Raw genomic sequence first — 12,781 nt, 5'->3', positions numbered from 1 at the left:
GAGGGCGCCGCGCCCGGCAATAAAATCGATGGTGGCGCCGCCCCGGTCGCGCGCCACCACGATGTTGACCAGTTGCCTGGATATGCCCCGTTTCGACGCGACGCCGCCGCGCTTGCGGGACGCTCTGCCCAACGGTGTATTTTCCTGCTGACTTTCCTGCCCGCTTTCCTGATCCTTTTTCGGCCCCTTGTCCTGATCACTTTCCCGCTTATTACTCTGCTGGCTGCTCTGCGGGTTACTTTGCTGCTTGCTCTGCTTCTTACCCTGCCGGTTCCCCTTCTCCGATTCGAGTAAAAACGTCTCGTCGGCCTCGGTGATGCCTTGCAGTGTGACGGGTCGGTCGAACTTGACCCAGTGCAGGAAGCGGTGGCGCCATCTAAAACTGGTATTGGCGTGCACCTGCACTTTCTCAGCGGCGCTTTTGACGGTGCAGGCCGGGTCGCGCAGGCAATCGAAATACGCGAGCCACTTGCCCTTGAGGCGCAGGCGCGCCAGCGGCGTGCCCGTCAAACCATTGAAGGTCTTTCCACAGGCGCTGCAGCGGTATCGCTGCAGGCCATTGGCGAAGCCGTGGCGGCCGAATTGGCGCGATGCGCAGCGGGGACACGCGCTGCGCGCGCGGGCGATCTGGTCGATCAGCGCGGCGATGCGCTCGCCGTTGACGAGCGCCGACATAAAGCAGCAGACGGCCAGCCTTTGGTGGGTATTAAAGGCGCGCAGCCGGGAGAACAGACGGGTGAAATTCGGACGGACCTGCTTGCCTTGTGCCATGCTGCTCTCCCATCACGTTGGTGGAGCAGGTTTGACCTCAGCAATTCAAATCGGTTCGGGGTCGACCCACAGCAAACGGTGAAAGCGCCAAAAAAAACCACCGCGAACGGTGGCTGATGGCGTCATGCGCTGTACGCGGTGTTAGCGACGCGTGTCGCTGGCCACTTCCTCGGCACGCAACTTCGGCGCCAGCTTGTCGAGCACGCCATTAACATACTTGTGGCCGTCGATGCCGCCGAAGGACTTGGTCAGTTCGACCGCTTCGTTGATGACGACGCGATACGGAATATCGAGGTTGTTCTTCAGTTCATACGCGCCGATCAGCAATACCGCGTGTTCGATCGGCGAGAGTTCATCAACGCGGCGGTCGATGACGGGTGCGATGGCCTCGCGCAGTGACACTGAATCCTTGATGGCGCCATACAGCAAGGCGGCAAAATGGTCGCCGTCGGCTTTTTCGAAGCCGTGCGCGGCGCGGATATTGGTCACGACCGTGGTGGCCGCTTCGTTATTGAGCAGCCACTGGTACAGTCCCTGCAAGGCGAATTCGCGCGCGCGGTGGCGCGGCGTGCGGTTCTTGCTGGGGTTGGCGTGGAGGATCTTGTCGGTCATGATGGTGTTACCTGTCTTATCTACGGGTCGTATTAATCTTCGTCGGCTTGCAACTCTTCCAGCGCGAGCAAGAGGTTGGCCATTTCTACCGCGCAACGCGCCGCTTCCGTGCCCTTCTCCGCCATGCGCGCTTCGGCTTGCTCGTCATTTTCCGTCGTCAGCACGGCATTGGCAATCGGCATGCCGTAGTCGAGGCCGATGCGGGTGATGCCGGCGCCGGACTCGTTCGATACCAGTTCAAAGTGATACGTTTCGCCGCGAATCACGGCGCCCAATGCCACCAGGGCATCGAACTGCTGGGTTTCCGCCATTTTCTGCAGCGCCAGCGGCACTTCCAGCGCGCCCGGCACGGTCACGTGCAGCACGTCCTCGTCCTGCACGCCCAGGTGCTTCAGTTCGGCCAGGCACGACGACAGCAAACCGTGGCCCACATCGGCGTTGAAACGCGCCTGGACGATGCCAATACGCAGGCCGTTGCCGGTCAAATTGCTTTCATAAGTTCCTACGGTCATGACTGGCCTCTTCTCTAAAATGTTGGTTGGGTCGATGGTACGCCTCTGGCGCCCATCAGGCGTCCGGCGCCGCGCGGTAGCCCGTTACTTCCAGGTTGAACCCCGTCATCGACGGCATCTTGCGCGGATTGGCCAGCAGTTGCATCCTGCCGACACCCAGGTCTTTCAAAATCTGCGCGCCGATGCCATAGTCGCGCAAGTCCATGCTGGCGGCGCGCACGTGCGCCTTCGCGGCCGGCGCGTCGAGCGCGGCAATCTGGCCAAACAGTTGTTCGGCCGTTTCGCCGCAGTTGAGCAACACCAGCACGCCGCTGTCGGCGGCCTGGATGGCCTTCATCGACGACGCCACCGTCCACGAGTGGCGGGTGGCGCCGCTTTCGAGCAGGTCGACGATGGACACGGGCTGGTGCACCCGCACCAGCGCTTCGCGCTCGGGCGAGAGGTCGCCGTGGGCCAGCGCCAGGTGGGCCGAGCCGCTCGGCTTGTCACGGAAGGCGACCAGGCGGAATTCGCCGAACACGGTCTGCAGCGTCCGCTCGGCGACGCGCTCGACGAGGCACTCGTTCTGGCCGCGGTAGTGGATCAGGTCGGCAATGGTGCCGATTTTTAAACTGTGTTCTTTTGCAAATTCGATCAGATCGGGCAGGCGCGACATGGTGCCGTCCTTGTTGATGATTTCGCAGATCACCGAGGCGGGCGTCAGGCCGGCCATTTCAGCGAGGTCGCAGCCCGCTTCGGTATGGCCGGCGCGCATCAGCACGCCGCCCTTGACGGCACGGACGGGGAAAATATGGCCTGGCTGGACGATGTCGGACGGCACGGCGTTTTTCGCCACGGCCGCCTGCACCGTGCGGGCGCGGTCGGCCGCCGAAATGCCCGTGGTGACGCCTTCGGCCGCTTCGATCGAGACGGTGAAATTGGTGCCGAACGAGGTGCCGTTGCGGGACGTCATCATGCCGATGTCGAGCTGTTCGCAGCGTTCGGCCGTCAGGGTCAGGCACACCAGGCCCCGCGCGTGCACGGCCATGAAGTTGATCGCTTCAGGGGTGACGAAATCGGCTGCCAGCACCAGGTCGCCTTCGTTCTCGCGGTCTTCTTCATCGACCAGGATAACCATGCGTCCGGCGCGCAATTCGGCAACGATTTCCTGGGTACTGGCGATAGTCATGTGAATTTCCTCTAGACGTGCAGATATTGGGCAATCCGCTATTTTAAAGTATTTGCCGCTTGCTGACCGCCTTAACCTTCCCTTAAGCGGCGGCAAGTGCGGGGAATCTGCCTGCGTTGTGTGGAAACATTGCTGATAGACTCTCACATCGAATCTACGGCACAGCTCGCCTAACATGCGCAAAACCTCTTTCTGCCTACGCCGCGCCGCCGCGTATTTCACGGTCGCGCTGACGCTGACCGCCGCCGCCGACGCCGGGGCGACCATCAAACCGGGTGACCCGATCCCGGTCGGCCCGCAAGTGACGGTGGGCACACTGGCCAACGGCCTGACCTATTACATCCAGCAAAACGGCCGGCCCGAAAAAAAGCTCGAGTTGCGCCTGGTGGTGAAAGCCGGCTCGATCCTCGAAGACGACGACCAGCGCGGCCTCGCCCACCTGCTCGAGCACATGGCCTTCAACGGCTCGACCCATTTTAAAAAATGGCAGCTGATCTCCTACCTGCAGTCGATCGGCGTCAAGTTTGGCGCCGACCTCAATGCGTACACCAGCTTCGACGAAACCGTCTACATGCTGTCGATCCCCACCGACAAGGCGGAAAACGTCGAGCAGGGCTTCCTGGTGCTGGAAGACTGGGCCCAGGGCCTGACCCTCGACGACGGCGACATCGACAAGGAACGCGCGATCGTGCTCGAAGAGGCGCGCTCGGGCAAGGGCGCCGGCGAGCGCATGAACAAGCAGCTGCTGCCGAAAATGTTCAACGGTTCGCGCTATGCCAGCCGCCTGCCGATCGGCGACGAGACGGTACTCAAGACGTTCCAGCCGGCCGCCGTGCAGCGCTTTTACCGCGACTGGTACCGCCCCGACCTGATGGCGGTGGTGGTGGTGGGCGACATCGCGCCGGCGCGCGCGGCGCAGCTGATCAAGGCCCATTTCGGCCAACTGGTCAATCCGCCGGCGCCCCGCGCGCGCCACTACGCGCCGATCGCGGCGCGCTCGGCCACCGAGGCGCTGGTCATCACCGACAAGGAAGCGGCCGGCAATTCGGTCTTGATCCGCTACCCGGTGCGGCCGGCCCCCGGCCATGCCAGCTTTGCCGACTACCGCACCAAGCTGATCGACGCGCTGTTTGCCGCCATGCTGGGCCAGCGCCTGCAGGACCTGACCGAGCAGCCGGCCCCGCCGTTCATTGGCGCCGGCAGCGCCCTGTCGCGCCTGACGCCGCGCTACCAGTCCTACAGCGCCGGCGCCACGCTGGGTCGGGGCGGCGCGGCCCCGGCCATCGCCGCGCTGGTGCAGGAGAACGAACGGGCCCGCCAATTCGGCTTTTCCGGCGCCGAACTCGAACGCAGCAAGAAGGACATGCTGCGCCTCTACGAGCGCATCTACAGCGAGCGTGACAAGAGCAACTCGGCGTCCTTCGTCGCTGAATACACGCGCAATTTTCTCGAGGGCGAAGAGATCCCCGGCATCGAAAACGAATACCACTACGCGCGCGAACTGGTGCCCGGCATCGGCCTGGCGGAAGTGAACCGCTACGCCGCCGCCACCATTCCCGTCGATGCGGCCAAGCTGGTGGTGTACATGGGTTCGGACCAGCCGGGCGAAGCGGCGCCGACGCCCAAACCGGCCGAGCTGCTGGCCTGGACCGACGCCGCCGCCCGCGTGAAGGTGGCGCCCCTGCCTGAAGGCGCGCTGGCGGCGCGCCTGATGGAGACGCCGCCGGTAGCGGGCAGCGTGAGCGCGCAAACGCACGACGCCGCCCTCGGCACCACCACCCTCACCCTGTCGAATGGCGTCAAGGTGATCTTGAAGCCGACCGACTTCGCCAACGACCAGGTGCTGTTATCGGGCGCGCGCCCGGGCGGCCTGACCCAGTTCGCCGAGGCCGACGTGGCGGCGGCGCGCTACGCCACCGCGGTGGTGGCCAGCATGGGGGTCGGCAGCTTTTCGCCGGCCGAGCTGCAGAAGCTATTGGCCGGCAAGGCGGCCAATGCCTGGGTCGACTTCGGCCAGTACACCGACAATGTGGGCGCCAGCGCCGGCAGCGACGACATCGAAACCATGCTGCAGCTGCTGCACCTGCGCTTTACCGGCGCGCGCCGCGACCCCGCCCTGTTCCAGTCCTTCATCGCCCGCGAACGCGAGGGCGCCCGCAACGTCATGGCGCAACCGGCGGCAGTGTTCGGCGACACCCTCACCACCGCCATGTACGGCGACAGCGCCTGGGTGGCGCGGGCACCGCGGCCGGAGGCGTTCAGCGCGCTCGACCTCGAAAGCAGCATCGGCTTCTATCGCCAGCGCTTCGCCAGCGCCCGCGGCATGACCTTCATCATGGTCGGCAGCTTCGATGTCGCCGCCGTCAAGCCGCTGCTGGCGACCTACCTGGGCAGTTTGCCGACGCCCGAACTGGCGCTGACGGCGCGCGACGTGGGCCTGCGCCCCGCCACCGGCGTGGTCAAGCAGGCGGTGTACAGCGGGGCCGATCCGAAAAGCGTCGTCTCGCTCAATTTCACCGGGCCCGCCACCTATTCGAAGGAAGAAAATCTGCGCTTCCAGGCCCTGCTCGAGGTCATCAACATCCGCATCACCGACGTGCTGCGCGAGCAGATGGCCTTGATCTACAGCGGCGGCATGAGCGGCGCCATCAGCCGCATCCCGTACGGGCACTACACGATCGGCGCCACCCTGCCGACGGGGCCGGAGAAGGTCGAGCAGGTGCTGGCGGCGACGTTCGCGGAGATCGCCCGCATCAAGTCGAGCGGACCGGCGCCGGCCGACCTGGACAAGGTCAAGCAGAACTGGCGCCAGGTGCAGCGCCGCGCCATGCGCGAGAACAGCTACTGGCTGGGGCAACTGCAGTCGGCGGTGACGCACGAGACCGACCCGGCGGCGCTGCTGACGCTGGAAGAACGCATCGGCGCCGTCACCGCGGCCGACATCCAGGCCGCCGCGGCGCGCTATTTTAATCTCGACAATTACGTGCAGCTGGTGCTCTATCCGGCGCAGAAAAAATAAAAAGGGCGCCTGCACAGGCGCCCTTTTTACTCAGGCAGAACCAAGGTTTTCAGCGAGCGCTCAGCGAATAAACTTGTCGAACCAGGCGATGGTGCGCGCGCGCTGGTCGCGCTGGTGCTCCGGTTTGCGGATCGAGTGGCCTTCGCCGTCGTAGATCACCAGCGAGGTTGGCACGCCCATCGCCTTGAGACCGTGCCAAAACTCGGTCGACTGCGCCGGCGGACATTCGACATCGCGTTCGCCCACGTAGATCAGGGTGGGCGTCTTGGCCTGCTTGATCGACTCGATCGGCGAAGCGGCCCGGTAGATGGCCGGATCGTCGTAGGCGGAGGCGCCGAAGAACGGGATCATCCACTGGTCGATGCCGTTCTGGCCGTAATAACTGATCCAGTTGGCGATGCCGGCGCCAGCGACGGCCGCCTTGAAACGGGTGCTGTGGGTGACGCCCCACATGGTCATGAAGCCGCCGTAGGAGTGGCCCATCAGGCCCAGGCGCTGGCCATCGACGGGGGCGTCCTTGATCACCGCGTCGACACCGGCGAGGATGTCGCGCCAGTCACCGCCGCCGAAATCGCGCTTGTTGGCGCCGCTAAATGCGCTGCCCTGGCCGAAGCTACCGCGCGGGTTCGGCATGAAAATGAAGTAGCCCTTGTTGGTCAGTTCGCGGATCAGCGCGCTGCCGCCCTCGCCTTCGGCGACGAAACGGGGCGTGGCCGCCGCCGCCGGGCCGCCGTGGACCACCACGATCATCGGGTATTTCTTGCCCGCTTCGAGCTTCTTCGGCGACAGCAGCCAGCCCTGCACGTTGAACTGGTCGTTGGTCCAGCTGATCGAACGGGCCGCCACCTGCGGCTTGTGGCCGTCGTTGTCGCTGGTGATTGGCGCCAACTGCGGTAAACGGCCGGCGACGATGCGGGCGGCGTGGCCGAAGTCCTCGACGACGGCGGCGGCGATCGCGCCGTTATCACTGAACACGAAGCGGCCGTCGCGCGAGCCGGACGCCGACACCGGCGCCGACCACAGGGTGCGCTGGGTTTTCGCGCGCGGGTCGATGCTCACGATGGTCTGCTCGCTGCCGGCCAGCGCCGAGGCGACGATCTGCTGGCCCTGCCAGCTGAGGCCGTTGAACGAGCCGCGGTAGCCCGGCGTGACGTTGACCGGCGTGCCGCCCGCCACGGGCACGGTAAAGACATCGCCGCCGACCGAGCCGAAGTCGCTCATCAGGCCGCCGATGAAGGCCACCGTGCTGCCATCTTTCGACATGCGCGGCATGTTCATCTGCATGGAAGGTGCCGCCAGGATGCGCAGCACGCCGCTGGCGGCGTCGACGTGACCGAGCGTGGCCACCCACCAGTTGTTGTCGCCATTGCCCTTGGCGCTGGTGACGACGAAGCCGCGCCCATCGGGGGTCCAGTCGTACTCATAGACGTAGGTGTCGGCGGGCGACACCAGGCGGGCCTCGCCGCCGCTGCGTGCGACGATGGCGATGCGCTGCTCGTCTTCCTCGGCGCCGATTTCGCCCACCTGCGCGGCGCCCGCCTCGGTAGCGCCGGCCATTTTTTTGGCGCCCACCGTCGCCAGCAGCGCCAACTGGCGGCTGTCGGGCGACCAGCGCGCCGTGCTGGCCACGCCCTTGATGGTGGTCAGCACGGCGATCTTGCCGTCGGCGCCGGCGACGTACAGGGTGGCGGTGCCGGCCTTGCGGTCCGAGCCGATGAAGGACAAGGCGCTGCGATCGGGCGACCAGGACGGGAAATCGTAGGTGCAGCTGGCGCACGGGTCGTGCGAAGCGACGATCTTGCCGCTGGCGGCGTCGCGCACCTTGATGACGGCGTGCGGGCGCGCGCCCGCTTCGACCGCGCCGGCGCCGCTGATCGATTCGATCGCGGCGATGCGATCACCCGCGCCGGACATCGCCAGCGCGCGGTACTCGTGCATGGGGTCGGCCGCATGCGCGCCCGCGGCGGCGGCCAACAAGCCGGCCACCAACATTGTATGTACTGTTTTGTTCATGTCGCTTCCTGTGGTTCGATGGGACGCTGCGGGCTTTTTTTGCCTCCGAGAGTCTACGCCAAAAATGCCTGGCGGTGGCCGCCACCGCTGCGCCCGGCCGGTCCATCGCGCCAATAAAAAAGCCGCCCCGGCATGACCGGGGCGGCTTTGGCCTGGCGGCGCCGATCCTCTAGCGCGTGCGGGTGCCGACCACTTCGATCGTCACCCGGCGGTTTTTCGCGCGCCCTTCGGCGCTGCTGTTGGTGGCGATCGGCTGCGACTCGCCCTTGCCTTCCGTGTACAGGCGCGACTGCTCGAGTCCCTGCGCCACCAGGTAGGCCTTGACGGCGTCGGCGCGGCGCAGCGACAGCGCGTTGTTGTAGGCGTCACTGCCGACGGCATCGGTGTGGCCGACGGCGATCATCACTTCCGTGTTCATCCCCTGCAGCCTGGCCAGCAAGCCGTCGAGCGCAGCCTTGCCCTCGGGCTTGACGACGGCCTTGTCGAAATCGAACAGCGCTTCGGCGGCGAACGACACTTTTTCCGAAGTCGGCTGCGGCGCGGGCGCGGGCGGCGCCACCACCAGCGCTTGCGGCGCCGGCATTGGCAGCGGCGCGGCCGGCGCGGCCGGTGCGGCCAGCGGCGCGGCGGCAGGACGGCCGAATTTATAGACCATGGCCAGCGAGATCAGGTCGACGTCGCCCCGGTTGCCCACCGCGTCGTCGATGCGAAAGCGGGTCAGCTCGCCGCGCACGGCGAGCGCTTCGCTCAGCTTGTACTCCAGGCCCAGGCCCAGCTTGGCGCCCAGTTTTTTCTCGCTGGCGTTCGGATTGGTGACCGCGCTCAGGCGGTTGCCTGCGAAGTCGGTGTTGGTGCGGGCGTACTGCATGCCCACCCGGCCCAGCACGGAGAAGCGCTCGCTCAGGGGGTACTGGCCCACCAGGTCCAGGTTCGCACCGCGAAAGCGCGCTTCGCCACGGAAGGTGCCGTTGCCGGAGGTGGTCGCCGCCACGCTGAACTTGCCCAGGTCGAAGTAGCCCGCTTCGACCGCGAAGTAGCCATTGAGCTGCTTGCCGAGGAACAGTGCAACACCGCGATCACGTTCGTCCGTGGTCATGCCGGTCAGCGCGGCGCCGTTGGCCGAGAGGCTGCGGGCGATGCGGGCGTCGTCGATGGCGGCGCGGGTCTGGCCCAGCGAGGCGCCGGCATACCAGGCGGTGTTGGCCCAGTCAGGGTTGATGAAAACGCCGCTGTCCTGCGGCGCCGCCTGGGCGGCGGTGGACAGGGTGGCGATGGCGACGGCGGCGCAGCGCAGCGCGGCGCGCAATGGTCGTGGGCGGGTCATGGATGGCATGGTTGTCGTGGATGGCATGGTTATTTGGCGATCTGGTTATTGCTGAGCGTGACGGCGGCACCCGACAGCACACGGCCGTTGAGCAAGGTGGTGTTGTCGCCCACCGTGATGGCGGCCGACTGACCCAGCACGGAGCCCTTGAAGGCGCTGTTGGCGCCCAGCGTGGTGGCGCCGACCGGCACCCAGCTGATGTTGTCGGCGGTGGCGCCGCCGATCAGCAACACGGCCGAGTTGGCGGTGGTATTGAGCGTTTGCGCCGTGCGGAAGATATACACGCCGGCACCGTTCAGGGTCAGGGTGCCCGTCACGCTGATGGTGCCGGCATAGCAGTACACGCCCGGTGGCAGGACCAGGCCGCCCAGGTCGATGTTGGCGGCGAAGCTGACGTCGCACGTGCGGCCCTTCGCGTCCGTGATCGCCAGTTGCAGGTCGCTCAGCGCGGTGTCGAGGATGGCGCCCGACTGGTAATTGGTGAACCCTGCCGTCACGGGCGGCGCGGTGGTCTGGGACGGCGAACCGACATTGCCGGCGATCAGGGTGGTGCCACCGGAATTGCTGGTCAGCGCGGTGCCGGCCAGCACGGCAAAATTCGCCGCGCTGCGCAGGTTGACCGCGGCGACCGGTGTCGGCGCCGGCGCGGTCAGCGCCGTCACCGTCAGCACGCCGCTGCCCGACTGGCCACCGGCGCTGGCAGTGATGATGCTGCTGCCTGCTGCCAGGCCGGTCGCCACGCCGGTATTGAGGACGGTCGCGGCGGCGGTGCTCGACGAGGACCAGGCGGCGCTCGAGGTAATGACAGCGCTGGTGTTGTCCGAGTAGGTGGCAATGGCGATGAATTGCTGGGAGCCGCCCACTGGCACGCTGGCGCTGGCGGGCGAGACGGCGATGGCGGTGATCGTCACTGCCGTCGTGGTGGCCTGGGCGGTGGCGCTCTGGCCGCCGAAGCTGGCGCTGAGCACCGAGGTGCCGGCGGCCACGCCGTTGATCAAGCCGCCGGCGCTGATGCCGACCGCGGCCGGCGTCGCCGACGCAAACGTCGACTGCGTGGTGACGTCGACCACGGTGGCGTCGCTGTAGCGGGCAGTCACCACCAGTTGGCGGGTGGCGCCAACCTGGAACGTGGTGGCCGCCGGGGTCAGGGTGAGCGAGCTCAGGGTGACCACTGGCGCGGGCGCACGCACGGTGAGAATGGCGCTGCCGAACTTGCCGCCGGCGCTGGCGGTGATGGTGCTGGCGCCCGCGGTGAGGCCGGTGGCGATACCGGTATTTAACACCGTGGCGGTGGCGATGCTCGACGAGGTCCAGGCGGCCGTCGCGGTGATGCTGGCGCTGGTGCCATCCAAATAGGTGGCCAGCGCGGTAAATTGCTGGGCGCCGCCGATATTGACGGTGGCGCTGGCGGGCGAGACGATGATGCCGGTGATCGTCGCTGGCGTCGTGGTGGCCTGGGCGCTGGCGCTCTGGCCGCCGAAGCTGGCGCCAAGCGTCGAACTGCCCGGCGCAACGCCGGTGATCAGGCCGCTTGCGCTGACGCTGACGGCCGTCGGCGTCGCCGAAGTGTAGACCGAGGCGCGGGTGACATCGACCACGCTGCCGTCGGTGTAGGTGGCGGTTGCGACGAGCTGGCCGGTGGCGCCCACCTGGAACGTGGTGGCCGCTGGCGTCAGGGCAAGCGAAGCGACCGTTGCCGGCCGCACCGTCAGGCTGGCGCTGGCGCTCAGTCCGCTCGACGCGGCACTGACCGTCGTCACGCCCGCCGTCCGGGCCGTGGCCAGGCCGCCGGCGCCGACGGTGGCAATGGCAGGCGCGGCCACGCTGAAGGTGGCGGCCGCCGTGATGTCGCGCGTGCTGTTGTCATTGAAGGTGCCGAGCACCGCGTACTGCTGCGTGTTGCCGATATTGAGCACCACCGTGGCAGGCACCAGGGCGATCGACAGCAGTCGGGCGGGCAGGACGGTCAACGCCGCGCTGGCGCTCTTGCCGGCGAACACGGCCGTCAAATTGACGGCGCCGGCACTGATGCCGGTGGCGACGCCGGCGGCGTTGACCGTGGCCAGGGCCGGGGTCGCCGAGGTCCACGTCGATTTGGCGCTGACGTCCACTGCCGAGCCGTCGGTGTACGCGGCGACGGCGGTGAACTGCTGGGTGGCGCCGATGGCGACGGTGGCGGTGGCCGGCGTCACCACGATGCTGACAAGGTCGGCGGCAGGCACGCCAAGGATGGGGTCGCGCCCCTGGTCGCCACTGCCACAGCCAGCGAGCAGCGCCGCGGCCAGCAGGCCGGCGGCGCAAATGAGCGCCTTGATAGTTCGTTTGGGATTCATGATTCGGTGCTTTCGTTATCGAACACAATTTTTCCCCGTGAGCGCACAGGTCTGTACGACGGGGTGAAATATTTCCTCACAGTAATATCTGTGGTTGCCGCCGAACTATAGCTTTTTGCCCGCAGGTGGACCGCGCCGCGCCAATCGGACGCGGGTATTTATTTTTTTTCAACAGGATTTGATTTTTTGGAGAAAGTTTTGTGTTACTGTTGGCGTTCTTTTATATTGCTTTTTGGCAAAATGCCGCGTCCCGGGCACGCGATGGCCATGACGGCGCCGCCCGGCCGTGCACGCTGAGGTGGACGACGTGGCCAGACGCTCACGCGGCACAGACAGGGCGTCCATGCCTTGATGGGGCGGGCAAGCAGCGGCACACCGCAGTCGGCGTGCTTGGGGGCAATCAGATTATTGGGTGCTCGCCAGCGACAGCATGCGCTCGACGTAGCGGGCGATCAAGTCGATTTCCAGGTTCACCTTGCTGCCGGCGACCAGGTGCTTGAGGGTGGTGACGGATATGGTGTGTGGAATCAGGTTGATTGAAAACCGGCAGACCTGGCCGACGTCCTCGACCCGGTTGACGGTCAGCGACACGCCGTTGACGACGACCGACCCCTTGAAGGCCAGAAAGCGGGCCAGTTCGGCCGGCGCGTCGATCACCAGTTCCCACGATTCGCCCACCGCTTCGAAACGGTGCACGGCGCCGAGCCCGTCGACGTGCCCGGACACCAGGTGACCACCCAGGCGGTCGGCCAGGGTCAGCGCTTTTTCCAGGTTGACTTCGCCAGGCTGATCGAGCCCGGCCGTGCAATTGAGGCTTTCACGCGAGACGTCCACGGTGAAGGCGGTGGCGGTCTTGTCGACCACCGTCATGCAGGCGCCGTTGATGGCGATCGAATCACCGAGGCCGACGTCGGCCAGCGGCAGACCGCCGCCGTCGATGTCGAGGCGCACGCCGGCGTCCAGGCCGCCCGCCAGGGGGGTGACGGATTTGATATGGCCGACGGCGGCGACGATTCCTGTGAACATGGT

The 12,781-nt window shown here is 66.4% G+C and carries 9 protein-coding genes; 1 reads left to right on the top strand and 8 read right to left on the bottom strand.

Going from position 1 to position 12,781, the window contains the following annotated elements; all coding sequences use genetic code 11:
* The 4 genes from ACP7EY_RS22595 to ribBA form a co-directional block, all read right to left on the bottom strand.
* Positions 1 to 771: transposase (locus ACP7EY_RS22595; RefSeq protein ID WP_426197528.1), on the bottom strand; the 771-nt coding region annotated here is incomplete at its 3' end.
* 141 nt (positions 772 to 912) lie between these two features.
* Positions 913 to 1,383, bottom strand: coding sequence for a transcription antitermination factor NusB (gene nusB / locus ACP7EY_RS22590; RefSeq protein ID WP_426197527.1), 471 nt, complete (start codon positions 1,381 to 1,383; stop codon positions 913 to 915).
* A 32-nt stretch (positions 1,384 to 1,415) separates the two neighbouring features.
* Entirely contained in the window at positions 1,416 to 1,895 is a 480-nt protein-coding gene (gene ribH / locus ACP7EY_RS22585; protein WP_426197526.1) for a 6,7-dimethyl-8-ribityllumazine synthase, read from the bottom strand.
* 55 nt (positions 1,896 to 1,950) lie between these two features.
* Positions 1,951 to 3,063 carry a bifunctional 3,4-dihydroxy-2-butanone-4-phosphate synthase/GTP cyclohydrolase II gene (gene ribBA, locus ACP7EY_RS22580; RefSeq protein ID WP_426197525.1) on the bottom strand — a complete coding sequence of 371 codons (1,113 nt, stop codon included), beginning with the start codon at positions 3,061 to 3,063 and terminating at the stop codon, positions 1,951 to 1,953.
* 175 nt (positions 3,064 to 3,238) lie between these two features.
* Between ribBA and ACP7EY_RS22575 the strand changes: the two genes are divergently transcribed.
* Positions 3,239 to 6,082, top strand: coding sequence for a M16 family metallopeptidase (locus ACP7EY_RS22575; protein ID WP_426197524.1), 2,844 nt, complete (start codon positions 3,239 to 3,241; stop codon positions 6,080 to 6,082).
* A 60-nt stretch (positions 6,083 to 6,142) separates the two neighbouring features.
* Here ACP7EY_RS22575 and ACP7EY_RS22570 read toward each other — a convergent pair whose 3' ends face one another.
* From ACP7EY_RS22570 to ACP7EY_RS22555, 4 genes are all read right to left on the bottom strand, one after another.
* On the bottom strand, positions 6,143 to 8,095 hold the full coding sequence (locus ACP7EY_RS22570; RefSeq protein WP_426197523.1) for a S9 family peptidase: 1,953 nt from the start codon (positions 8,093 to 8,095) through the stop codon (positions 6,143 to 6,145).
* Positions 8,096 to 8,264: 169 nt separating this feature from the next.
* Positions 8,265 to 9,419 (bottom strand): OmpA family protein, encoded by a 1,155-nt coding sequence (locus ACP7EY_RS22565; RefSeq protein ID WP_426197522.1) that lies wholly within the window; start codon positions 9,417 to 9,419, stop codon positions 8,265 to 8,267.
* Between the two features lie 29 nt (positions 9,420 to 9,448).
* The gene (locus tag ACP7EY_RS22560) at positions 9,449 to 11,752 is read right to left on the bottom strand and encodes an Ig-like domain-containing protein (protein ID WP_426197521.1); all 2,304 of its coding nucleotides are present in this window, start codon (positions 11,750 to 11,752) and stop codon (positions 9,449 to 9,451) included.
* Positions 11,753 to 12,157: 405 nt separating this feature from the next.
* On the bottom strand, positions 12,158 to 12,778 hold the full coding sequence (locus ACP7EY_RS22555; RefSeq protein ID WP_426197520.1) for a riboflavin synthase: 621 nt from the start codon (positions 12,776 to 12,778) through the stop codon (positions 12,158 to 12,160).
* Positions 12,779 to 12,781: the final 3 nt, after the last annotated feature.

The sequence above is a fragment of the Massilia sp. DWR3-1-1 genome (assembly GCF_049898325.1).
Classification (GTDB): domain Bacteria; phylum Pseudomonadota; class Gammaproteobacteria; order Burkholderiales; family Burkholderiaceae_D; genus JAFCUW01.
Note: the sequence above shows the minus strand (reverse complement) of the source record. Positions and strands in the feature narration are given on the sequence as shown.

What these genes read in the sequence shown, in the direction of transcription:
- ACP7EY_RS22575 (WP_426197524.1), top strand. Translation starts at nt 3,239, where the DNA reads ATGCGCAAAACCTCTTTCTGCCTACGCCGCGCCGCCGCGTATTTCACG.
- ribBA (WP_426197525.1), bottom strand. Translation starts at nt 3,063, where the DNA reads ATGACTATCGCCAGTACCCAGGAAATCGTTGCCGAATTGCGCGCCGGA.
- ACP7EY_RS22570 (WP_426197523.1), bottom strand. Translation starts at nt 8,095, where the DNA reads ATGAACAAAACAGTACATACAATGTTGGTGGCCGGCTTGTTGGCCGCC.
- ribH (WP_426197526.1), bottom strand. Translation starts at nt 1,895, where the DNA reads ATGACCGTAGGAACTTATGAAAGCAATTTGACCGGCAACGGCCTGCGT.
- ACP7EY_RS22565 (WP_426197522.1), bottom strand. Translation starts at nt 9,419, where the DNA reads ATGACCCGCCCACGACCATTGCGCGCCGCGCTGCGCTGCGCCGCCGTC.
- ACP7EY_RS22560 (WP_426197521.1), bottom strand. Translation starts at nt 11,752, where the DNA reads ATGAATCCCAAACGAACTATCAAGGCGCTCATTTGCGCCGCCGGCCTG.
- ACP7EY_RS22555 (WP_426197520.1), bottom strand. Translation starts at nt 12,778, where the DNA reads ATGTTCACAGGAATCGTCGCCGCCGTCGGCCATATCAAATCCGTCACC.
- nusB (WP_426197527.1), bottom strand. Translation starts at nt 1,383, where the DNA reads ATGACCGACAAGATCCTCCACGCCAACCCCAGCAAGAACCGCACGCCG.